This is a genomic window from Mesorhizobium sp. M4A.F.Ca.ET.090.04.2.1, assembly GCF_003999085.1.
Classification (GTDB): domain Bacteria; phylum Pseudomonadota; class Alphaproteobacteria; order Rhizobiales; family Rhizobiaceae; genus Mesorhizobium.
On record NZ_RZOT01000024.1, the window covers coordinates 1 to 22,103 of the forward strand.

Below are 22,103 nucleotides of genomic sequence, written 5' to 3' on the forward strand. Positions count from 1 at the left end.
GGAAATGGGGGGGCTACTCAAACACATTCAGTGATCAGCGCGGGGGCGGCGTCAGCTATTTCACCGCCGATCTTGGATATAATTTCTTGAACGCGCCGCGCTACCGCATCGGTGCTTTTGTTGGCAACAATTTCTGGCACGAGAGCTACGACGCTTTCGGTTGCACGCAGCAGGCGACCAACTGGAGGACCTGTGTGCCAACCGTCCCGACCTACGTCAACCTCATCAGCCAGGACAACGATTGGCATTCGCTGCGACTCGGCTTGGCCGGGCAGACGCAACTCACCGCGCGACTCAGCCTTTCTGGTGACGTGGCGTTCCTCTTCACGCGGCTCGACGGCAAAGATCAGCACCACATGCGCCCCAAGATCAAGCTAATTCCCGAAGACGGCGATGGGCATGGCGTCCAGCTCGAGGCGGTGTTGAACTACAAGGTCACGGATTTGTTCAACATCGGCGTCGGCGCCCGCTACTGGGCCGTGGCGAATAACGGCACGGCTCATTTCGAAGAGGCAATGGGCGGTCGTGGTTCCCCGCAGGCCGACGATTGGAAGGCAAAGCGCTACGGCGTGTTCGTGCAGGCTAGCATCAAGTTCAACTGAGAGAGCAAGAACCGGGGAGAGCGGCGATGCCACTCCAGCTCATTACGATCATTGGATCAACAGAAGGAAGTTTTCCGAAGAGTTCTGCAGGCGTGCGCAAAGTCGCCAGACAAAGTTCTCTGGTCCATAGTGTACGTGCCGTCACGCCCGTTCTCGACATGGTTGAATGATACGTTTCGCGCGATAGATCAAAGTCGTTCTTCATTGGTTTTCCGGAAATCGCGGGAGCACAGCGTGCAGTGACCCTCGGCTGCTGGTTTTCTGTCAACGCGCAGATGAGGGAGAATGAGCGTACAGCAAAAATCATCAGTGCTGTCGCTTTCGCCAAAGCCCGCCGCAGCTAAACGGGGCCCCACGTCCGGTAGCGCCCCTGCCGGTCACCTCACGGATGCCGAGTTCGGCACCAGCCCGAGCGCAGCGCGCTGGCTAATTTTCAGCTCGGCCGCGACCAGACCTGCCGACACCAGCGGCCGCGCCAGCACCAGCTCGATCAGCGCCGGCAGGCTCGAGTTTTTGCGCCGGTTCCTGAGCCGGCGCTCCATCTGGCTTTTGGCCAGCGCCTGGATGATTGCAAGGCTGAAACAGTCGATGGAACGCCCCTCCAGCGAAGCCGAACCGGACGAGGCGCGCGCGCCAGGTCCTTCGGCTGCCATCGGCACGCTGGGTTTAAGTGCTTGGGGTGACACGGCGTGATCTCCGCCGTTGGCGGGAACAGGGCAGTGCAATAGTACTGCCCTGTTCCTTTTGATCAGAGGCCAGTGCGGATTTCTTCGGCAAGCGCCCTCAACGTCGTCTCGACGTCATCGCCGTTTACCATCTTCTGCATCGCCACGGCCCATGCGTTCATGGCTTCGCCGAAGCCGACACGCGGTGTGAAAGCCAGCGCGGCGTGGTCCTGTGTCTTTTTGAAGCTGTCAACGAAGTTGTTGAACTCGGGCTGCGAAGCGTACTTAGTCCAGGTGTCGTCCTGCCAGGTCGACGTGCGCGGCGGATTGACGAGCTGGCCGGCAAGGGCACCCTTGAGCGCCACCTGCTTGGAGGTGGCCCACGGGATGAACAGCCAGGCCGTGCCCTTCTTTTCGGAAGCCGCGTTCATGGCGAGAGCCCAGATCCAGATGTTAGAATCGAAGCTCGTGGCGCTCGGTGCGTGCAGCGGCGGAGCGAAGGCGATCTTGCCGGATGCCGGCTTCCCCGCAACATCGTTCCAGAAGCCGAACATATTTGAGTCGATCGCCATCGCGGTGCGGCCGGAGGAGATGCCGTCCACGAACTCGTACCAGTTATCATTGGCGAAGGAAGGAGCCGCGCACTTCTTGATCATGTCCACGTAATCCTTGTGGAACGCGATCGATTCCGGCGAATCCAGACCCGTGTCGAGCTTGCCGTCCGTGACGACAAAATCCGTGGACACCGTAGGAGCGGGCGATCGAGACTGCGGCGGTGTGGATACTGCTCCAGAAACGCACGCCTCGCACCCCCAACGGCGTGATGGAAGGATCGGCGGCTTTGAGTTGTTCGCACGCCTTTGCCATTTCCGGCGGAGACGTCGGAACCGCGATGTTATACTTCTCCAAGGTATCCTTGCGGTAGAACAGCTGGATGTTCTCAAATGCATGCGGGATTGCCCAGATCTGGCCGCCCTCCCCCGTTGCGATCTGACCGGCTTCCATCTTCCAGGTAAGCGCCGCACGCAGGCTCGGGAAGGAGTCGTTGTAGTCGTATCCAGCATCGGGTAAAAACGGGTAACCGGCACTTAAAGGCGTTGTAGTGTCGCCACCAGAAATACTGCTCCGTGGTGCTGGCCTTTGCGTGGGGGCGCAACACGGCAACTACCCGCTCAAAACGGTTGGTCCTCTACCTCTTATTCACCGTCGCTTTCCTCGCGGCCTAACCCGGCCGGAATATCCGTTGCCAGAAAAAGGCCTCGCGGCCGGTTCGAGGCGCATCCCTCCTCCGAAGCAGCACGCTCAAGTATCGTCACAAGCCCCGAGCGCTTCGCGTTCGGCGATGTCCAAATTCCGACAATGTCGGATACAGTCAGATCTACTGGATTGCGTTTGAATGGTTTTCTCATTTGGCACAGTACATGCGGGTCATCCGCAAAACACGTGACCGACCAACAAGAATTCGCATGATCACCTTACCACAACATACAGCCGCCTCGGAACAATCATTTGGCCCCTGATCGCCCGCCCCGGCACCACAACCGGAGTCATCGATGTTCTGACGGGCTGCCCTAGGATACCTGCTGCGACAGGGCTTGCCCTGGTGACGACCACTCCGGCTCCGCCGGTTACCGACGAGGGCAACGTGACGGATTTCCTGCTTTTCAACGGCATGGAGGTGGCTGTCATTCCCGACCACCGAAGCGAGCGACAAATTCTATCTCAACGCCGAGCAAGAGCTGGTGTTCGCCGATGAAGACAGCCCGGCCTTCATGGCAGGCGCATTCGAGTTCCTGTCCGCGCTGTGGCTCGATGAAGAAAAGGTGAGGCAGGCATTCCAGTCCGGCAAGGGCGTCGGGTGGCACGATCATAGCGCGTGTCTGTTTCGCGGTACGGAACGGTTCTTCCGTCCAGGCTACAATGCCAATCTGATCGACTCCTGGCTGCCGGCCTTGGAGGGCGTCGTCGAGAAGCTCGAACGCGGCGTGGACGTCGCGGATGTTGGATGCGGTCATGGTGCATCGACCGTGCTCATGGCACAGGCCTTCCCCAATTCGCGCTTCGTCGGCTTCGACTATCATGCCCCTTCGATTGAGCGCGCCCGCAAGGCGGCCGAGGTAGCCGGCGTCGGCGTCAACACGCGGTTCGACGTCGCGGCCGCCAAGAGCTATCCCGGAACCTATGACCTCGTCACATTCTTCGATTGCCTTCACGACATGGGCGACCCGACGGGCGCCGCCACCCATGTCCACGGATCGCTCAAGCCGGATGGCACGTGGATGATCGTCGAGCCGTTCGCGCATGATCATCTGGCGGCGAACCTCAATCCCGTCGGACGCGTTTACTATGCCGCTTCCACGTTCGTGTGCACGCCCGCGTCCGTGTCGCAGGAAGTCGGGCTCGCGCTTGGAGCCCAGGCCGGTGAGGCGAGGCTGCGCAAGGTGGTGACCGGTGGCGGCTTCAAGCGATTGCGTCGCGCCGCGGAGACACCGTTCAACATGGTGCTGGAGGCCCGCCCTTAGCGTGGCCGTCGCCAGAAATTGCAGCTCATCGCATTTGATGAAGATCACCGCCAAAATCCGGACGCATCGGGCTTTTCAAGGCGTCTGGGTTCACGCAGAGGTCGCTGCCGAGCCGCCTTCTCTAAACCACTGAAGTCGATGTCCGGCGGCAGATTCTTTCCCTCTCTGCGGCCACAAGGCGAGCAGCCTCGCTGTAGGCGTCTTCCCGCCCAGTGCTTTCTCGACCCGCCGCGGTGGGCTGATCGTCTCGGATCGTCATCAAAGCGGTGGACGCCGGTGCGAAGTCTGGGCATGGAGATCGGCACCTCCGAGGTCGAGCGGATCTGCTAAAAGCGCCAGGAGCGGCACGCGACCAGTGGCCTATTTACGACACGATGGGCTTCCACCTTCGCAATACGCTCGGTGAGTGTCATCTGGATAGCCTCATCGTGTTTGCAGCTTCACGACGCCTTACGACGCAACGCCGTTTGGTATCCAAGCCATTGGTGGATTTCAGCGGCTATACGCTCGGCATGCGCGGTGACTTCGGGAATTCCCATCAATTCGCCAACGCTGCCGCGCGCCAGCGGCCCGCTGACGAAAATGCTGTCGGTCGGTCGGCCGGAAGTGCTGACCGCACGGCCTTGGCTGTCGGTCGCCAGGCCAAGGCCAATCGGGTCTAGCCGGACCAGTCCCATTCGCCCGAGATCGGCAATTGCTGTGTTGGTCCGGAAAATATCGGCATGCGCCGGCCCGGTCGTGACGACCACCCTGTCGAACGTCTCGGTTGTCTGAGTGGGTTGGCGCCTTGGCCGCAGCGTGACCCGAATGCGCCCGTCGACCTGCTCGGCGCCGACGATCGATGCGGCGCGATAGGCGAGCATGCCTTCGGCAACGCGGCGATCGAGCACGTCCGCGACCTGTGGCGCGATGCGGAAGCGATGCACATCCCACAGCGTGCGCAAATGGCGCACGAGGCGGCGTTGCTCGTCGAGCGGCAGGGCCTGCCAGATGATTTGTCCCTGACGTCGGACGGCATCGAGCACCGGGTGCCAGTCTTCGCCCCGACGCTTGGCATCTAGGATCGTGGCCCGGATGCGTCTGAGCATCACTGTTGCGCTGCGTGAAGGCAGACTGATGAAATCACCAATCGGGTCGCCCGGGAGCACCGCGTGGCTGCGCGAACGATAACCATGACGTGACAGCGCGACGATGCGGCTACGATGCCCATTGCGGTCCAGCGTGGCAATGATATCCGCCGACGTCAATCCAGTGCCGACTACGAGCACTTGGTCGTCGCGGCCGATCGCTTGCAGCCCTCCGAGATCATAGGGATTGGCCACCAGCCGGGCAGCAGCAGCCACAGACCGCAGGGCCGATGGCAAGGCCGGTGGCGGATGCGTCGCCGCAATCACTAGGGCGTCGGCTGCGAGCGTCCTTCCATCAGCGAGAATCAGGATGTAGCCCTGGCCACTAAGCTCGACTGACGCGACGGCGGACCTGACATGACGGATCACTTTGCCGAACAGAAAGGGTTGGAGATAAGATTCCACGTAGCGCCCGAAAACGCGTCGTTGTGGGTAGAGTGCTCCATTTGCGGCAATAGCCTCGGCATCGTCGAGAATCGCGCCGGTCTGCTCCAGCCAATCGGCAAAGTGGCTGTCCTGGCCGGAGATCAGCGTCATTCTCGACGCCGGCACATTGATGCGGTGTGAAGGATCGGCCGTCGAGTAGGCCAGACCATAGCCGAGCCCCTCTCTGGGCTCGACGACCACGATATCGGCAGCACCGGCGGGCAGCAGCCGCGCAAGATGAAACGCGGTCGCCGCACCGGAAAAGCCGCCACCGATGATGGCTACGACCGGTCCCCTGCCCAAGTCTCTGGCGCTCAAGACTGACTCGCGCGCAGTGCCGAAGGCCGATGGTCGCCGGCCACCGTTTCGCCGAACGGTCCCATGTTCACTGCCGTCGGGCGCGTCGAGATTTCATGATCGAGCGGCAACAACGGCAACACCAGTTCGCCAAACCGATAGGCCTCCTCCAGATGCGGATAGCCGGACAGGATAAAGCTATCGATGCCAATGCGCCGGTATTCGTCGATCCGTTCCGCAACTGTCGCCGCATCGCCGACCAGGGCGGTGCCGGCGCCGCCGCGCACCAGGCCAACGCCAGCCCACAGGTTCGGACTGATTTCGAGCTTGTCGCGGCGGCCGCCATGAAGCCGGCTCATGCGCGACTGGCCGACGGAATCCATGCGCGCGAAAACCTTCTGCGCCTCGGTTATCGTGTTGTCGTCCAGGCGGCTGATCAGGCGGTCGGTCGGCCCAGGCCTCATGATTGGTCTCGCGGACGATGACATGCAGCCGGATGCCGAAGGTCACCTGGCGCCCGGCTTTCTCGGCAAGACCGCGCACATGGGCAATCTTTGCCGCGACGTCCGCCGGCGGTTCGCCCCAGGTCAAATATTTGTCGATCTGTTCGGCGGCGACCGCGTTAGCGGCATCGGACGAGCCGCCGAAATAGAGCGGCGGATGTGGCGTCTGCACGGGCGGAAACAGTAGGCGACCGTCCTCGATACGGAAGTGCTTGCCTGCGAACGCTACGGTCTCGCCGCGAAGCACCGCCTTGTAGATGTCGAGGAATTCCCGCGTCACCTCATAGCGCTCGTCATGGCTGAGGAAGATGCCGTCGCCCTTGTTCTCGACCGGATCCCCGCCGGTGACGACGTTGATGAGCAGCCGTCCGCTGGAAATGCGGTCGAGCGTCGAGGTCATGCGCGCGGCTAGCGTCGGCGATTGCAGGCCCGGCCGGACGGCGACAAGGAAGCGAAGCCGCTGCGTCAGCGGTGCCAGCGCCGACGCCACGACCCAGCTATCTTCGCAACTGCGTCCTGTCGGCAGCAGCGCGCCATAGTAGCCGATGGCATCGGCGGCTTTCGCGACTTGGGTGAGATAGGGCAAGTCGACCGCCCTGCCCCCCTCTGAGGTGCCGAGATAGCGGCTGTCGCCATGAGTCGGCAGAAACCACAGGACCTTGATCCTGTCGGGAGTGGCAATGCTCATGAATGGTCCTCTGTGATTTGGAGGCGCTTCGCTCAGCTCCAGGCATGGAGCGGCGGATTTACGTCGTTGAGGTAGTAGTTGCCGAGGATCGCGTATTTCCAGCGCACCGGATCGTGCAGCGTGTGGGTGCGGGCGTTGCGCCAGTGCCGGTGGAGATTGTGCTCGGCCAGCGTCGAGCGTGTGCCGGCGAGCTCGAACAGCTTGTTCGTGGCAATGATGGCGATCTCTGTCGTGAGGATCTTGGATTCGGCAACCGCGATCTGCGCTTCCGCGACGGTCTTCTCGTTCGGGTCGGCCACGGCGCGATCGACCGCAAGCCCGGCCCTTTCCAGAACCGCCTCTGCCGCTTTGGCCCGCAGGCGAAGGTCGCCAATCGCCTGGATCGTATAAGGATCCTGCCAGGCATGATCGACGCCGCTGTCGATCCAGGCGCGCGACTTGGTGCGCACGAAGCCGACAGTCTCGTCGATCGCCGCCTTGGCGATGCCGAGATCGACCGCGGCCTGGATGATCTGGAAGATGGCGCCGTCGGCCGTCGGCCTGTCATAGCCCTTGTAGCCGGGGACAAGATGCGTTTTGGGCACCTTGACATTGTCGAGCAGGACCGTGCCGGACAAAGTCGTCTTCTGTCCGAAGCTCGACCAGTCGTCGATCACCGTCAGTCCGGGCGCGCCGCGATCGGCGATGGCATACCAGGCGCGCCCCTCGTCATCGAGCGCCACGATCGGAACCAGAGGGGCAAGCAGAGCACCGCTCGAATAGAATTTCTGGCCGTTGACCACGACATGGTGGCCGGCGTCGACGAACTTTGTCTCGAAGTCGGCCGCGCGCTTGGAGCCGAACTCGGAGAACGCGTTGCCGAAGCGCGTGCCGGACAGCACCTCAGCGAAAAGCAGCTTCTTCTGCGCCTCGTCGGAGACGGTGCGGATAGCGGCGACGACGCCAAGATGGTTCTGCGGAATCTGGCCGAGCGACGGATCGGCCGCCGAGATGATGCTGATCACTTTCGACAGGGTCACATAGGAGAGCTCCGGCCCGCCATAGGCTTTCGGCACGTTGATCGACCACAGGCCGCTCTGCGAAAACGCATCGAGCTCTTCCTTCGGCCAGATGCGTTCACGATCCCGCTTGGAGGCATCCCTGGCGAATTCGGCGGCGAGTTTTTCGGCGACAGCGATTGCCTCGGCATCGGCCTTGATCACATGCGCCTTGGCAGAGGGTCGTTCGACCGGCGGGACGGCACTGCGGCTATCCGACGCCTGCCTGGATTGGATGGTCATGCTGCTGTCTCCTTGGGAAAATGTTGCGGTGGAAGCGGCGCGCCGCCGAGGTAGTAGGTTTTGATATCGGTGCGCTGGCGCAAGTCGGCAGCCGATCCTTCCAGCACGCTGACGCCGTTCTCGAGCACGGTGGCGCGGTCGGCGTATTTCAGCGCGACCGCCGAATTCTGTTCGGCAACGAGGATCGAAAGGCCTTCGTCGCGGTTGAGCCGTTTCAGGGCGCTGAAGATCTCGTCGACGATCAGCGGTGCCAGCCCCATCGACGGCTCGTCCAGAACAAAGAGTTTCGGCCGCGACATCAGACCCCGGCCGATAGCCGTCATCTGCTGCTCGCCCCCGGAAGTGAGGCCGGACCGGGTTCGCCGCTTCTCGGCGAGCCTTGGGAAAAGTGAATAGACACGATCGAGGTCGGCCTTGACGCCCGTGCGAGAGGACGAGCGTCCGAGCGCGCCGGTGAAGAGGTTCTCTTCGACCGTCAGCGAGCGGAAGCAATGCCGGCCCTCGAGGAATTGGACAAGGCCGCTGCGGACTAGGTGCGAGGGGCTTGCCCTTGAAACATCCTCGCCACCGAAGGTGATCCGACCGGCGGTAATGGCGCCGCGCTCAGCCGGAAGGAGATTGGATACGGCGCGCAGCAGTGTCGTCTTGCCGGCACCGTTGGAGCCGAGCAGCGCGACGATCTCGCCCCTGCCAACCAACAAGTCGACGCCGTGTAGGGCGGCGATGGCGCCGTTGTAGACAGCTTCCACGCTGCTAACTGACAGTATCGGGTATTCCGGGATGGACATCGATGACTCCGCTCGGGAAGGTGGATGGCGCGGCCGGCCAGATTTGTCGGCCGCACCATACCAAATTCAGTTGCTGACCACCGCGTCGGCGTCCTCGGCCGTGCGGATCTTGATGCCCTTTTCCTTGGCAACGCCTCGGACGACTTCTCGATGATCGGACGCAGCAGCTTCCAGTCGGGAGCGATCCAGTCGGAGACGACATTCCACTTCTTGCCGTCCCATTGCTGGAAGGTCACGTAGCCGTCACCCTCGTGATTGTCCCAGGAGACGTTGATCGAGTGGAACAGGTCCTTGGCGCCGAGTGCCTCGACGCGCGCCGGATCGAGCTTGAGATGCTCGAAGCCCCAACGCACTTCGTCGCCGGTCAGCGTGCGGTTGCCGAACTTGGCCTGTGCGATGCGGACCGCCTCGACATTGAGGATGCCATTGACGATGCCGAGATTGTGGTAGACCGAGCCGATGCGGCTTTTGTCCTCGAGATTGCCTTTGCCGTCGCCGTAGACCGTTTTGACGATCTCCTGGACCACCGGATATCGCTCACCCGAGGCCTGGGTGGTGATGGCCGTATAGCCCTTGGCGGCATCGCCGGCGGGGATGACATCCTCTTCGGAATTCGACCAGACATTGCCTATGATGTGATCGGCCGGGAAGCCTGTCTTCTGCGCGGTCTTCAAGGCGACGGGGTTCATCACGCCCCAGCCGCGCAGCACGACATAGTCAGGATGCTCGCGCCGGATGGTCAGCCACTGCGCCTGCTGCTCGTTGCCGGGATGCGGCACCTCGATCTGCGACAGCTCGAAGCCGTATTTCTGCGACAGCAGCTCATAGATCGGGATCGTCTCCTTCCCATAGGGCGAGCCGTGATAGAGCACGACGATGTTCTTGCCCTTGAGCTTGTCGAGGCCTCCTTCCTTGGACGCGATGTAGTTCACGATGCCGGAGGTCTCGCTGTAAGGATTGAGCAGCAGCGGGAAGACGTAAGGGAACACCCGCCCGTCGGTCGTGTCTGTGCGGCCGTGGTTGATGGTGATCAGCGGCACCTTGTCGTCGGTGATGCGATCGATCATGGCATAGGCGATGCCGACCGAGAGTGGATTCCAGGCAGCGATCCCGGGATTGCTCTTCAACCGTTCATACACCTCGACGCCCTTCTCGACCTCATATTGCGTCTCGCCTTCGCTCCAGGCCAGCTTGACGCCATTGACGCCGCCGTCGCGGATGTTGATCAGGTTGAGATAGTCGATGAAGCCACCGAAAAAGCCGGTTCCGCCGGCCGCATACGGACCGACACGGTAGCTCTGCAGGGGAAAGTATTGTTCTTCGGCGTGAACCGCCGTCGCGCCGAGCACGAAGGCCGTGGCGATCGCCGCTTTTCTTAGGTGACTGAAGAAGGTCATTGCTTACGTCTCCTGATGGGTTGGTCCGAGCGGAGGAGGAAGTTGAGCGGCAATCAGCTGGACCTTGAGCCGATCCGTCGTTTGAGGCGGTCGAAGAGGGCCGACAGCCCGCTCGGTTCCGCGATGAGGAAGATGATGATAAGGGCGCCGAGCACGATGCGCTGGCTCATGTCGAGAACGCCCGAATCGAACAGGCCGCCGAACAGGAAGGCGCCGAGCCGGGACAGAAAGAGCGGGAGGACAACGATGAACGCCGCACCCAAAAACGCGCCACGGATCGAGGCCAGCCCGCCGATGATGATGATGAACAGGATCTGGAATGAGCGGTCGAGATTGAAGCCTGCCGGCTCGACGGTGCGCAGATAGGTGAAGGCCCACAGCACGCCGGCGATACCGATGATGAACGACGAGATGGCGAACGCCAGAAGCTTGGTTCGCAGCACCGGCACACCGATGACGCGTGCGGCGGTTTCGTTGTCCCGCACGGCGATGAAGTTGCGACCGGTCGCGCTGTTGACCAAGCGCCAGACGAGGGCCGTCAGCACCATGACCGTGGTGACCGAAAGCAAATAGCGGCCGGTCGCGCTGTCGAGCGAAAGACCGGCGACGGCCAGGTGCGGCGCCGAGATCACCCCGGACGGGTTGTCGTTGGAGAACCAGCCGAACTTGGTCAGCGCCCATTGCACGAAGAACTGGGCGGCGAGCGTCGAGACGGCGAGGTAGAAGCCGCGCAGCCTGAGACTGGGCAGGCCGAACACGACGCCGAAGCCGGCGGCGGAAATTCCGGCCAGGATCATGGTCCCCGCCAGCGGCAGGCCTTCGACCCTGAGGTTGAAATTGTAGGCGGCGAACGCGCCCACCGTCATGAAGGCGGAAGAGCCAAGCGAGAGCTGGCCGCAATAGCCGGTCAGCAGATTGAGGCCGACCGCCGCCAGGCTGAGCGCCAGGAATGGCAGCAGGATCGCCTCGACCAGATAGCCCGAAGCATAGGCAGGGACCACGCCGTAGGCGACGACGAACAGGGCGGTCGGCAATGCCAGCTTCTGAACGAGTTTCACCCAGTCGACTGGAAGCCTTGCGGCGTCGAGCGCTTGCACGGCCATGGTTCAGACCCTTTCGACGGTTTTCTGGCCAAACAGGCCGGAGGGGCGCACCAAAAGCACCACCAGCGCCAGCGCATAGGCGAACCAGCCCTCGATGCCGCCGCCGACGAACGGGCCGAGATAGACCTCGGCCAGCTTCTCGCTGGCGCCGATGATGAGGCCGCCAACGATGGCGCCGAGGATGGAATCGAAGCCGCCAAGCACCAGCACCGGCAGCGCCTTCAGCACGATCAGCGACAGCGAGAACTGGACGCCGAGACGCGCGCCCCACAACAGCCCGGCGACCAGCGCGACGAAGCCGGCCGCCGTCCACACGGTGCCCCAGATGCGAGGCAGCCGCAGGCCGACGGCGAGGGCCGCGAACTGATCGTCGGCGACGGCGCGAAACGCAAGGCCGATCCGCGTCCAATAGAAGAAGGCGCTGAGGCCTGCGACCATGGCAGCGGCGATCGCCGCCGCCAGCAGGTCGAAGGACGAGATCAGTACGCCGCCGACCTCGAATGGGGTGTCGTCGATGCCGAGGTCGAGCCCCTCCACCTGCGTGCCCCAGATAAGCTGGGCGGCACCTTCGATGATGTAGGAGAGCCCCAGCGTCGCCATGAACAGCGTCATCGGCGAGCGGTTGACCAGCGGCCTGAGCACGGTCCGCTCGATGGTGAAGCCGAGCGCGACCATGACCGCGAAGGTGATGAGCAGCGAAAGCGCGAAAGGGACGCGGCGTTCGACCAGGCTGACGAAAGTGAGTGCTGCAAACAGCACCATCGAGCCTTGCGCGAAGTTCAGCACGCCCGAGGTCTTGTATCAGCACGAATCCGATGGCGACGAGCGAGTACATGACGCCCGAGAGCAGGCCTCCGACCAGCACCTCGATGACGAAGAGGAAATCATAGTAGCTCATCAGATGTCCTCGCCATTCTCGCCCTCGGCGGTGCCGAGATAGGCCCGGATCACCGCAGGATCGGCGCGCACCTCGGCCGGCGTGCCGTCGGCGATCTTGCGGCCGTAGTCGAGCACGGCGACGCGGTCGGAGAGGCCCATGACGACGCCGATGTCGTGCTCGATCAGGATGATGGTGACGCCGTGCCGGTCGCGCGCGGCTCGCACGAAGCCGGCCATCTCGGCCTTCTCGGTCGCCGTCATGCCGGCCATCGGCTCGTCGAGCAGCAGCAGCTTCGGCTCGGCGACCAGCGCGCGCGCCAGCTCGACCCGCTTCTGCAGGCCGTAAGGCAAGGTGGCGACGAGGCGGTCGGCGACGCTTTCGAGATGCAGGAAGGCGACTATCTGATCGGTCTTTTCGGCGATTCCCGCATCTTCGCTCCGGGCGCGTGGCAGACCTGCAATATGTTCGACGAAACTGGCGCGCCTGGTGTGGACGCGGCCGCACGCGATGTTGTTGCGCACGGACAGACCGCCGAATAGCGCCAGGTTCTGGAAGGTTCGCGCAACGCCGAGCCGTGCTAGACGGCTCGCCGGCACCCGGGAGAAGGACTGTCCGCCGATCGCAATCCTGCCGCGGTCGGCGTGATAGAGGCCGCTGATGATGTTGATCAGTGAGGACTTGCCGGCGCCGTTGGGGCCGATCACCGCGCGGATCTCGCCGACTTCGACTTCGAGATCAACATCGCTCAGCGCCTTGACCCCGCCAAAGGAAATGCCGATCCCGCTCAAGGTCAGGATCGCATCAGCCTTTGCCGACAGGCGCACCGCGCGCGTCTCGTCAACGCGACCAGCACCAGCAAGAAGGGCGGAAATTTCGGGCGCGCGCTCGTATGCGGCGGCTCCCAGCGAAGCACCAATCATGAAACGTCCCTGCTTTTGAAGGCGTGTGGGCTGCGGCCCCGTGGGCCGCGCCCGTCCTATTCCGCGGCGACAAGCTCCCTGTCGCGAGCTGCTTCCAGTTCGCGCACCAGAGTAATGACGCGCTTGCCGAAGAACTCGACCTCTTCCTGGAAATGCAGGAAGCCGAGCAGGATCAGGTCGGCACCGGCGTCCTTCAGTTTCAGGATGCGTTCGGCGATCTGTTCCGGCGTGCCGATGAGATTGCTGCAGAAGCCGTCATTGTACTGAACGAGATCCTCAAGGGACGACTTCGCCCAATTGCCTTCGCCTTCCGGCGAGGCCTTGCCGGCATTCTTGACCTGATCGGCAAAGCCCTGCACCGCCTCCGGATTCGCCTTGGCGATGATCTCGTCGAGCACGGCGCGCGCTTCCTGCTCGCTCTCGCGGGCGATGGCGAAAGCGTTGACGCCGATCCTAACCTTGTGGCCGTTGGCTTTCGCCTTGGTGCGGATGTCGTCGACCTGCTTCCGGATCTCCTCCGGGGTATTGCCGTTGGTGAAATACCAATCGGAGACACGAGACGCCATGTCGCGAGCGGCTCGCGACGAGCCGCCCTGGAATATCTCGGGCAAGGGCTCGATCGGCTTCGGCTTCATGGAATAGTTGGTGAAGCGGTAGAAATCGCCCTTCAGCGTGAAGCTGTCTTCCGTCCAGATGCCGCGCAACGCTCGGATAAATTCCTCCGACCGGCGATAGCGCTCGTCATGATCGAGCCAGAGTTCGCCAATCGCGGCGAACTCGCCTCGGAACCAGCCGCTGACGACATTGACGGAGACGCGGCCATTGGTCAGGTGGTTGATGGTAGCGATCTGCTTGGCCGCCAGCGCAGGGTTCCACGGACCGGGCAGGATCGCTGCGATGACCTTCAGCGTTGTGGTCGCGGCAAGCAAGGCATGGCTGAACGAGACTGATTCGTGCTGGTTGTCGGCCCCATAGCCGGCTGTGAAACGGATCTGGCTCAGCGCATAGTCGAACCCGTTGGCCTCGGCAATCTGGGCGAGCTTGCGGTTGTAGTCGATATCCCAACCCGTCCGCTGCTCGATGTTGGAGATGACCAGGCCGCCGGAGACGTTCGGGACCCAGTAGGCGAATTTGATGGCGTCGGAATGCGAACTCATGTCGTCGTTTCCCCTGTTGATTGGCTCAGCCGACGCGGGTGGCGACGGCGGCATTTGCGTGACTTGAGTTGAGCAAGGAGACCGCGTCGGTAGCGGCCCTTGCAATACGCTCGATGATGGCTGCGCCGACGATTTCGCCATCGACGAAATCGTCGGGCGTGCCGTAGACACCCGTAGGGACGGTGACAGCGCCAAAAAAGCCGAACAATGGCCGGAGCTGATGTTCGAGCACCAGGCCATGGTATGGGCTCCCGCCGGTCGCCGCGAGAAGCACGGTCTTGCCCGTCAACGCGCGATAGTCGACCAGGTCGAACAGGTGCTTGAGAGCGCCAGTGTAGGAAGCCCTATAGACAGGCGTTCCGACCACGAGCAAATCGGCCTTCTCGACACGCTGGATAATCGCTTCTCCAGATGCGCCAAGTGCGCCGCGGGATAGTCCGGCGAAAAGCGACGGTGCTGCCTCCGTGATCTCAATCAGACCGGTGTCGGCAGGCAGGCGCAACGCGACCGCCTTGACCAGCGCATTGACGACCGCCGTGGTGCGGGACGGGTTGCTTACACCGCCGGATATTCCAAGAACCGATAATCGTGCCAAGTGATCTATCTCCCACACATGCGCCATAGGCCACCACCGAAACCAAACGATGTTCTATGAGTACTTTGTTCTGATGTTTTCACGTCAATGGGAAAAACGGCGCTGCTAGGAGCGGCACGCCCACCGCATTCGATCTCAAATGGGATTAACTTGGCAGGGGCCGTAGGCGTCACCCGCGAGTTCGACTTTGGCGAAAACAGGCTCCGCCGGCGCGATATGAGGAATGTCGTCCAGCCGTTTGTGACAGCGCTCTCCACCGATGCCACGCAATCAAATGAGCGCGTGTATCATGACGGCTAGGCGTGCGAGAAACGTCCTCAGGCATTGCCCTACGAAGGAGCCGACATTAGCGCCGAGATTTCAAGGCTGGTCAGGGACGATTGAGAGTTTTGAGCACCGGCAGCACGAAGGCGGCAATCGCAGCGTCATGCCTTCGCAACCATCGGTAGCTGCTCAATACGTTCTGTTGTGCTCCTGCCTGTGTTGCGTAATTCCCCTGAATGGCAACGGATTACCTGCGTCTGGTTATTCATTCTTCACCACTCGCCCGCCCTTGATGATCTTTCGAAGCCGGGCGGGATCGGACAAAATCGCGAGGTCCTTCAACGGATTGCCGTAGACGGCGATGAGATCTGCGTGAGCGCCAGGCGCGATGGTGCCAATGAGGCCTTCCATGTTGAGCACGCGGGCAGCATCCACCGTCGCGGATCGGATCACGTCCCGAGGCTTGAGAACGCGGCCGCGCAGAAGAAATTCCTCTGATTGGTGCCTATGCATCTGGCCAAGCAGATCGGAGCCGTAGCCCATGGTCACGCCAGCGCTTTGAAGCGTTTCGAGCGCCGACAAGCCGGCATCGAGAACGAAGCTCACCTTTTCAAGGGATTCGGCGGACATGCCGTATCTGGCTCCGTCCCGAGCGACGACAGCAAAGGTGATGTTCGTCGGGACGACGAACGCGCCTGCCTCGCGAACCCGGTTGGCGGTTGTCGCTTTGATGAGGTTTCCATGCTCGATTCGGATGGTCGACGTTTCATCCCAGATTTACTTTCGCGCCTCACGCCGGCACTCGCGCACATAGTCCGCCGGGTTATGTCGCCAAGCGCCGAGCGGATTTGCGGCAAGGGGAAGTCCGGGCACTCCTCGCACCCTCGTCCTCGCGCAACACCGCACGTAACAGAAACGATAGCACGCATTCTCACAATTAACGACGGCTGTTCGGCAGTGGGCTTCGTCGCGAGCGAGGACGAGAGTGTCGGGTCTACAACCAAATGTCGGAGGTCGGACCCAAATGTCGGAGGTCGGACACGCAAGGCCCTTACCACGTAGGTGATTGAAAGCTTTATTGACGAGGCGCTCCAATGGCCGGCCCGCAATGCGGGAGATATTGTTAGAGGCGTCTCGAATGACTTCTCCGCGGGACCCGAAGGGCGTCTCAGGCATCCTTTGGCACGATTAGTGCAACGGATGATCCGCAAACGTTGCCGATACAATGTGAGGGGAGCGTCACCCAGATTTTTGTGTTGACCGTCCACTCACTCTTCACCCAGTGGCTGCCGCGCAGGCGCTTGCGGACGCCGGTCAGCCCGATAGCTCATCGATCCAGATCAGCGGAGAACAATACACAGAATGGGAACGAGATCAGCATGAACTCGAATTTTAGTCGTTTGGCCCAAGCCACCGCTATGAACTTGCTCTGGACGTCGGCGAACGAAGGCATGTGGATGCCGGCCCAGATTACGGAACTTGGCGCGGCCATGCGCGCGAATGGACTCCAGCTTGATCCCGCGCAGCTCAGCCGTCTAGACACTGCCCCGCTCAACGCGATCGTATCACTGGGCGGATGTTCAGCTTCCTTCGTCAGTCCGCAAGGACTGGTTGCGACCAACCGTCACTGCGTGCTGGAATCGATCCAGTACAACAGCAAGGAGAGTCAAGACTATCTCACCAAGGGATTTCTAGCGAAAAGCCTTGGTGAAGAATTACCCGCGGTGCCCGGCAGCCGCATCTATGTGATCGAGGATATCCGTGATGTGACCGCCGACATGCTCAAGGGCGTATCGGACAAGCTGAACGGCTTTGCCCGCTATGAGCGGCTCGACAGGAACCGGAAGGCGCTGATCGCCGCATGTGAAGAACAGCCCAATCGCCGCTGCGACGTGGAGTCCTATTATGGCGGCGCCTCCTACTATCTCCAGCAGAAGCTCGAAATTCAGGACGTGCGCCTAGTCTATGCGCCCGCGCTCGGCATCGGTAACTTCGGCGGCGAAACGGACAATTGGACGTGGCCGCGCCACACAGGCGACTTCGGTTTTTACCGCGCTTATGTCGCTCCTGATGGTTCCTCCCGGCCTTATGCGCGCGACAACGTGCCCTACCGGCCGAAGAGCTGGCTGCGCATTGCCTCTAAAGGCGTGCAAGACGGCGATTTCGTCATGGTCGTCGGCTTTCCCGGAGAAACCAATCGGTTCCGCACGGCGGATGAAGTACGGTTCAATTTCGCGCGGTACGAACCGCTGTTGCAGCATTTGCTGTCGGATTATGCGGCCCAGATAAACCAAACCACGGCAGGCAATCGAGAAGCGCAGATCCGCTACGCCTCCATCCTGCAAGGCGTGGAAAACTACAAGAAGAAGTTGGCGGGCGATCTCGCCGGGGCCAATGCGATCGGGCTCGACGTGCGCAAGGCGATCGAGGAGAAAGCTTATCTCGACTGGGTCGCCGACGATCCCGCGCGGCAGGCGCGCTATGGCGCAGCGATCGGCGAACTGGGCGCCATGGTGGACGAGAATAGCCAGGCCTCGCTCGAGGGGCTGCGCCAGGCGCTGCTGAACCGCGCGCAAATGCTCTCATCCGCGCGCACTCTGTATCGCTGGGCCAAGGAGCACGAGAAGCTCGATGAAGACCGCGAACGCGGCTTTCAGGATCGTGACCGTAACCAGACCGTGGATCAACTGACGCAGATCGAACGCGGTTACCTGCCCGACATCGATCGCAAGCTATTTGAGGCCGCGCTCGATGAATATCGCCGGCTAGACGCAAAGGACCGCGATACTGCGTTCGAAACGGCTCTGGACCAAATCGGCCTTGACCGACTTTATGCAGAAACCAAACTCGCCGACACGGCCACGCGGCTCGGCTGGCTCGACAAGCGGGCTGCTGCCTTCGAGGCGTCGGACGATCCTTTCATCAAGCTGGCGGTCGCGCTCTATCCCGGCGACATAGCTGCGGAGCGCGCGGCGAAGGACCGCGCTGGCCGAGCGCAGGCGGCGCGCGCGACTTATATGCAGGGCCTGCGCGCCTACTGGCAGGCGATTGGCCGGCCGGTGTATCCCGACGCGAATGGATCGCTGCGCATCACCTGGGGCAAGGTGTCGGGGCGAACACGCGACGGGCAGATCTGGACGCCATTCACCACGGCTGAGGGACTTCTGGCCAAGCACACTGGCAAGGGCGAGTTTGATGCGCCCGCCGCCGCCGTCGCTGCGATCCGGGCCAAGAATTATGGCCCCTATGTCGCGCCGGAGCTGGGCACTTTGCCGGTCGACTTCATGTCCACGGTCGACATTACCAATGGCAATAGCGGCTCGGCCACGCTGAATGGGCGCGGCGAGTTCGTCGGTCTCGCCTTTGATGGCACGCTCGATGGAGTGATCTCCGATTGGGCATATGCCGCAGACCGCAGTCGAAGCATCCATGTCGACAGTCGCTTCATGCTTTGGACCATGGACAAGATTGACGGCGCTGCCTGGTTGCTCAAGGAGATGGGAGTGCTGCCGGCGTCGCGTTCATGAGCGGGGTAGTCTGGCGGTAGGCGGCCTGTCGGCGTCATACCTCCACAAATCCCCCTTGGAATTTTAGACAAATCCCGTGTGGAAGCGCCGCCTCAGCCGGTCTTGCAGCGCCTGCCGGTCGGCGACGAGGTCGTCGCAGCGACCCGGCGCCGCTGCCCGGCCATCAATTGTCCAATCGGCGCCCACGTGCCAACACAAACACGCCGCAGTCATAAGCATTCGGCTGTCGGGTCATGGGGGCTGCCTCGAAGGTGCCGTTCAGCACCCTTGCGAGCTGGTTTGCAGGCTCGTCGTTGTGGCCCTGTCCGGGAGGAGTCGTGGTGATAGGCGACCCGCTCCGGGTTGCGGCCATCAACGAGCAGCAGCGAGCAATGGGTGCTGTCGCTGGTACGATTGCCATTGCTCACTGGCACGAATAGGAAGTCGGCTGGGCCGACAGCTCGATTATAGATGACCTGCAATGTCTCTTGCGCGTTCTGCGACCCTGCGTAACGCATTTGATCCACCTCGCGACCCAAGTTCCATGTTCCAGTCTGCCAATTATGCGACTTTAGAAGTACAAACCATGAACGCTGTGGCCGCGTGGTTATTGAGTTCCAATCGCTATTTAGTCTGCTTGCATGTTCCGAAATGACCGCGTTGGGCCCGCAAGCTGACAGGCGGCTTTGCGGACCACTGGGTAGAAAGGAGTCATCCGCCACGACGTTGCGCACAGCCCGGAGGTGCAACTCCAACGCATGATGCGTATCTTATAGCGAGTTTAGGTCTATATGGAACTCAAACGCACCTCCGGTCTGCAGATCACCACGTCGTATTCAGCGCGTGCGCATTTTCGAGAAGTCGGCACCGACGACTAGCAGGTTCTCATGTTCCATCTTGGCCCCTCCGGCATCATCCTTATTGATACTGCTTGGCACCATGACTTCGAACCTGACCGACGTCACAAGGTCATCGCTCACACTCGACACCCACGCTCAACCGGAATCGTCAATATGCAGCAACATTTCTGCATCGACATCAGCTGATACGTCATCAGCAATAGTCATCGATCGAGTCGCCAAGGTCCTCTCCAGCTAGTTCGCAGAAGTGCTTCAGAGCGCCCTTGAGACTGAAGAAGGTGAATTCGCTTCGGTGATGGAAAAGGCCATCATGGATTGAAATGTGGGCCACTGCCCAATTCTTTATGGCGTCGCCGGCAAAATGAGTGAGTACGATCAGGTCATCGTCCTTGAGATTCCGGTCGACGACGAGGCTCGTGGAGAGCTGGTTGCGCGCGAAGATACTTCCGAAAGAGAGGCGCGATTCATAAAGAAGAAGGGCGTCGTCGGTGAATTCGTCCGGGCACGCCGGAAATTCGGTTGGAACCTTCCAGCGGACCTGGACCGCAAGAGGGGTCAGAGATGGGTAGAGTGTTTCTGCCTGGTTAAGCATTCTTCAATCCTCGCGGCGTGAGTGCCTCAATGATCAGCCTTGCCGAGAAACGACACTTGGTAAAGACTTGCGACCGCAAAGATCGGGTGGCCGTGTCACTAAATGCATATAGCCCTAGCGACTGCTATACCTGATTGAGTGTTGCGCGCCCGCCACGCTCGGACTGAGCGATTTGACGGCGATGCTTGCACCGTCAACAACGTGATTCGAGACAGCATGAGACATGGCTGCATGAGTGGCCCAAGGGTCACCGCCTAACCCGTAACATCCTGAAATCCGTTGCGGCCTGCTTGGTGGCGAAGCCGTACGTCCACCACCCTTGCCATCGACGTCCAGACGGATCCCCTGGATCGGCAGCTTTCAGGAAATGGCTTGGGCAATTCGAGCGGCTGGAATGAGGCGCAAAGCCGCCGTTCACCTCTCCTTCGAGTCAGCGCTCCGACCGGCCAAAATCGTCGAGGCCTCCAACAAGGTGAAATGGGTATTTCACACTGACGCGCAACCCGGGGTGATGAAGGTATGCCAAAACCCACCGAGCCTGATTGGCGATCCAGCGTTAGCCGTCTCAACCTGAAATCGCGGCAACGTTTGCCGACGACTGATCCAATGCCAACCGCTCCATTTCCGGGCGACTGTGTTCACGGGCGGCAAGAATCTGGGCTCTTGTCTGCTTGAGTTGCTCAAGACCGAGAACCAAGGCGCCCTGCAGCCGCTTGCGGTCGCCGAGAATATCCTGGTCAATCTGCGCGATATCGCGTGGATCGATCGCGCGTGAGGGATCGAAGACAAAGCGGGCTTCGACGGACCTTCGCCAATTTAACAACTTCTGCGCCGTTTTGGGTTCGAATCCGGACACGCTGTAGAGCTTGTTCCTCTCGACATCGAGCGCTGTTTCGACGCCATACGACTCCAGGACCTGTTTCTTTCCCGGTCCGATGCTCTCGATCTTTGCCGATGAGATTTCAAAGTTGTCCAGGAACCGGTGCAGTTGCGCCTGACGGCGGTTGCGCTCGAGCTCCGAGATCCTGGCTACCGTTTGGAAGGTAAGATGTCCCATTCGCGCCTGAGCCCGGCGAGCACCGTTTTTTGCCTGTCGAAGGCATCCGGCCCGGCTCTCTGCATCCACGTGGTTTGCGCGTTTTTCCACTGGGTGGCGGCCTCGCCGGCGATGCGCCGGTATTCCGCAGCCTCACTGTCCCTGTTCAAGAAACCTCTCAACCCCAGAAAAACCCCCAAGGCAATGCCCAGCACCCAGATCTGCGCCATCATCAAGCCAGCGACGCCGACTACTGCGGCCGCTACTCCTGCCCGGAAGTTGGTGCGGCGCGCGTGCCCCTTGAGCTTCAAGGCGTTGGGATCTGGTGTCACATTCTTCTCGGGGACGGTCGGCACCGGCCCGGGATGCGGGATGGCGTCCACCTGCGCTGGAATCCGGCGATATCGAAAAGCGTCGCCCCGCTGGCGGGAACAACGGTTGAGAACAGCGGGACGCCAGTGGCGCCTTCCATTTTGCACCAAGGGCACGGCGATGAGCCAAGTGACCAGTGGCTGGAATTGGCGGAGCACTGCTTGAGGTTCGCTTCAAGTTCGGCCAAGGCAGCCGCCCAGTCCCGGGCCACGGGCCTGCCAGCCGACGTTCCTCTTTGCGAGAAGGCATCCTCAAACATTTTTGCAAGTCGTGGGCCGACGGTGGAACGCGCCCCGAAACCCGAAGCTTCTTGCAGGCCGAGAAGGAACTGGACGGCAAGGGCTGGCTTCCCGCAGCGTTGCGGGCGACGGTCAAAGTAGAAAGCGAAAGTATGGCAATCGCCGCCGACTAAGCACGGTTCGCATTCAAGGTCAGGGCAGCGATGCCCCGACCTTGAATGCGTCCGGAATGTCTTTCGAGCCGGTATCGAACCCGCCAAGGCCAGGCGAGCGTGCCCCTGGCC

General features: G+C 61.5%; 17 protein-coding genes and 4 pseudogenes. 3 read left to right on the forward strand and 18 right to left on the reverse strand.

What is annotated here, in order from left to right:
• Nucleotides 1-602 (forward strand): omptin family outer membrane protease (locus tag EN781_RS03500; protein ID WP_127399783.1); only part of this gene is annotated, 602 nt, incomplete at its 5' end.
• 377 nt (nucleotides 603-979) lie between these two features.
• Here the strand turns inward: EN781_RS03500 and EN781_RS03505 are convergent.
• The 3 genes from EN781_RS03505 to EN781_RS35095 form a co-directional block, all read right to left on the reverse strand.
• On the reverse strand, nucleotides 980-1,255 hold the full coding sequence (locus EN781_RS03505; protein ID WP_036267500.1) for a helix-turn-helix domain-containing protein: 276 nt from the start codon (nucleotides 1,253-1,255) through the stop codon (nucleotides 980-982).
• A gap of 95 nt (nucleotides 1,256-1,350) precedes the next feature.
• Complete coding sequence (locus EN781_RS35090; protein ID WP_245455197.1) at nucleotides 1,351-1,929, reverse strand: extracellular solute-binding protein; 579 nt, start codon at nucleotides 1,927-1,929, stop codon at nucleotides 1,351-1,353.
• Nucleotides 1,886-2,272 (reverse strand): hypothetical protein, encoded by a 387-nt coding sequence (locus tag EN781_RS35095; RefSeq protein WP_245455261.1) that lies wholly within the window; start codon nucleotides 2,270-2,272, stop codon nucleotides 1,886-1,888. The genes EN781_RS35090 and EN781_RS35095 overlap by 44 nt, the downstream gene beginning before the upstream one ends.
• A gap of 695 nt (nucleotides 2,273-2,967) precedes the next feature.
• On the opposite strand from EN781_RS35095, the pseudogene EN781_RS03515 reads away from it, so the two are divergent.
• Nucleotides 2,968-3,789 (forward strand): annotated as a pseudogene (locus EN781_RS03515) (class I SAM-dependent methyltransferase); the annotation flags it as partial.
• Nucleotides 3,790-4,229: 440 nt separating this feature from the next.
• On the opposite strand, the gene EN781_RS03520 reads toward EN781_RS03515, so the two are convergent.
• From EN781_RS03520 to EN781_RS03570, 12 genes and pseudogenes are all read right to left on the reverse strand, one after another.
• Complete coding sequence (locus EN781_RS03520) at nucleotides 4,230-5,660, reverse strand: FAD/NAD(P)-binding protein (RefSeq protein WP_091600474.1); 1,431 nt, start codon at nucleotides 5,658-5,660, stop codon at nucleotides 4,230-4,232.
• Entirely contained in the window at nucleotides 5,657-6,127 is a 471-nt protein-coding gene (locus EN781_RS35925; RefSeq protein WP_348629116.1) for an LLM class flavin-dependent oxidoreductase, read from the reverse strand. The genes EN781_RS03520 and EN781_RS35925 overlap by 4 nt, the downstream gene beginning before the upstream one ends.
• Nucleotides 6,036-6,830: pseudogene (locus EN781_RS03525) on the reverse strand (LLM class flavin-dependent oxidoreductase); the annotation flags it as partial. The gene EN781_RS35925 and the pseudogene EN781_RS03525, both read right to left, overlap by 92 nt.
• A 32-nt stretch (nucleotides 6,831-6,862) precedes the next feature.
• On the reverse strand, nucleotides 6,863-8,110 hold the full coding sequence (locus EN781_RS03530; protein ID WP_126038002.1) for an SfnB family sulfur acquisition oxidoreductase: 1,248 nt from the start codon (nucleotides 8,108-8,110) through the stop codon (nucleotides 6,863-6,865).
• Nucleotides 8,107-8,898, reverse strand: coding sequence for an ABC transporter ATP-binding protein (locus EN781_RS03535; protein ID WP_126037999.1), 792 nt, complete (start codon nucleotides 8,896-8,898; stop codon nucleotides 8,107-8,109). Before EN781_RS03535 ends, EN781_RS03530 begins: the two co-directional genes overlap by 4 nt.
• A 66-nt stretch (nucleotides 8,899-8,964) precedes the next feature.
• Nucleotides 8,965-10,295 (reverse strand): annotated as a pseudogene (locus EN781_RS03540) (ABC transporter substrate-binding protein).
• Between the two features lie 53 nt (nucleotides 10,296-10,348).
• The gene (locus EN781_RS03545) at nucleotides 10,349-11,398 is read right to left on the reverse strand and encodes a branched-chain amino acid ABC transporter permease (RefSeq protein WP_126037994.1); all 1,050 of its coding nucleotides are present in this window, start codon (nucleotides 11,396-11,398) and stop codon (nucleotides 10,349-10,351) included.
• A 3-nt stretch (nucleotides 11,399-11,401) separates the two neighbouring features.
• A pseudogene (locus EN781_RS03550) lies at nucleotides 11,402-12,296 on the reverse strand (branched-chain amino acid ABC transporter permease).
• Nucleotides 12,296-13,198, reverse strand: a complete 903-nt coding sequence (locus tag EN781_RS03555; RefSeq protein ID WP_126037991.1) for an ABC transporter ATP-binding protein — start codon at nucleotides 13,196-13,198, stop codon at nucleotides 12,296-12,298. The pseudogene EN781_RS03550 and the gene EN781_RS03555 overlap by 1 nt, the downstream one beginning before the upstream one ends.
• Before the next feature lie 56 nt (nucleotides 13,199-13,254).
• Nucleotides 13,255-14,355 (reverse strand): dimethylsulfone monooxygenase SfnG, encoded by a 1,101-nt coding sequence (gene sfnG, locus EN781_RS03560; protein WP_126037988.1) that lies wholly within the window; start codon nucleotides 14,353-14,355, stop codon nucleotides 13,255-13,257.
• 25 nt (nucleotides 14,356-14,380) lie between these two features.
• Complete coding sequence (gene msuE / locus EN781_RS03565; RefSeq protein WP_126037984.1) at nucleotides 14,381-14,977, reverse strand: FMN reductase; 597 nt, start codon at nucleotides 14,975-14,977, stop codon at nucleotides 14,381-14,383.
• Nucleotides 14,978-15,475: 498 nt separating this feature from the next.
• Nucleotides 15,476-15,991, reverse strand: coding sequence for an amidohydrolase family protein (locus EN781_RS03570; RefSeq protein ID WP_348629104.1), 516 nt, complete (start codon nucleotides 15,989-15,991; stop codon nucleotides 15,476-15,478).
• 602 nt (nucleotides 15,992-16,593) lie between these two features.
• Between EN781_RS03570 and EN781_RS03575 the strand changes: the two genes are divergently transcribed.
• The gene (locus tag EN781_RS03575; protein WP_091600481.1) at nucleotides 16,594-18,741 is read left to right on the forward strand and encodes a S46 family peptidase; all 2,148 of its coding nucleotides are present in this window, start codon (nucleotides 16,594-16,596) and stop codon (nucleotides 18,739-18,741) included.
• A 1,032-nt stretch (nucleotides 18,742-19,773) separates the two neighbouring features.
• Here the strand turns inward: EN781_RS03575 and EN781_RS03580 are convergent.
• The 3 genes from EN781_RS03580 to EN781_RS03590 form a co-directional block, all read right to left on the reverse strand.
• Complete coding sequence (locus EN781_RS03580) at nucleotides 19,774-20,172, reverse strand: hypothetical protein (RefSeq protein ID WP_091600482.1); 399 nt, start codon at nucleotides 20,170-20,172, stop codon at nucleotides 19,774-19,776.
• Between the two features lie 565 nt (nucleotides 20,173-20,737).
• Nucleotides 20,738-21,229 (reverse strand): hypothetical protein, encoded by a 492-nt coding sequence (locus EN781_RS03585; protein ID WP_091600483.1) that lies wholly within the window; start codon nucleotides 21,227-21,229, stop codon nucleotides 20,738-20,740.
• Nucleotides 21,202-21,591: a hypothetical protein gene (locus tag EN781_RS03590; protein WP_091600484.1), complete on the reverse strand. Its 390-nt coding sequence runs from the start codon at nucleotides 21,589-21,591 to the stop codon at nucleotides 21,202-21,204. Before EN781_RS03590 ends, EN781_RS03585 begins: the two co-directional genes overlap by 28 nt.
• Nucleotides 21,592-22,103 lie beyond the last annotated feature (512 nt).

Bases quoted from the DNA above. Each gene is read 5' to 3' on its own strand.
- EN781_RS03505 (WP_036267500.1), bottom strand. From the start codon at position 1,255: ATGGCAGCCGAAGGACCTGGCGCGCGCGCCTCGTCCGGTTCGGCTTCG.
- EN781_RS35095 (WP_245455261.1), bottom strand. From the start codon at position 2,272: ATGGAAGCCGGTCAGATCGCAACGGGGGAGGGCGGCCAGATCTGGGCA.
- EN781_RS35925 (WP_348629116.1), bottom strand. From the start codon at position 6,127: ATGTCATCGTCCGCGAGACCAATCATGAGGCCTGGGCCGACCGACCGC.
- EN781_RS03530 (WP_126038002.1), bottom strand. From the start codon at position 8,110: ATGACCATCCAATCCAGGCAGGCGTCGGATAGCCGCAGTGCCGTCCCG.
- EN781_RS03535 (WP_126037999.1), bottom strand. From the start codon at position 8,898: ATGTCCATCCCGGAATACCCGATACTGTCAGTTAGCAGCGTGGAAGCT.
- EN781_RS03545 (WP_126037994.1), bottom strand. From the start codon at position 11,398: ATGGCCGTGCAAGCGCTCGACGCCGCAAGGCTTCCAGTCGACTGGGTG.
- EN781_RS03555 (WP_126037991.1), bottom strand. From the start codon at position 13,198: ATGATTGGTGCTTCGCTGGGAGCCGCCGCATACGAGCGCGCGCCCGAA.
- sfnG (WP_126037988.1), bottom strand. From the start codon at position 14,355: ATGAGTTCGCATTCCGACGCCATCAAATTCGCCTACTGGGTCCCGAAC.
- msuE (WP_126037984.1), bottom strand. From the start codon at position 14,977: ATGGCGCATGTGTGGGAGATAGATCACTTGGCACGATTATCGGTTCTT.
- EN781_RS03575 (WP_091600481.1), top strand. From the start codon at position 16,594: ATGAACTCGAATTTTAGTCGTTTGGCCCAAGCCACCGCTATGAACTTG.
- EN781_RS03580 (WP_091600482.1), bottom strand. From the start codon at position 20,172: ATGCTTAACCAGGCAGAAACACTCTACCCATCTCTGACCCCTCTTGCG.
- EN781_RS03585 (WP_091600483.1), bottom strand. From the start codon at position 21,229: ATGGGACATCTTACCTTCCAAACGGTAGCCAGGATCTCGGAGCTCGAG.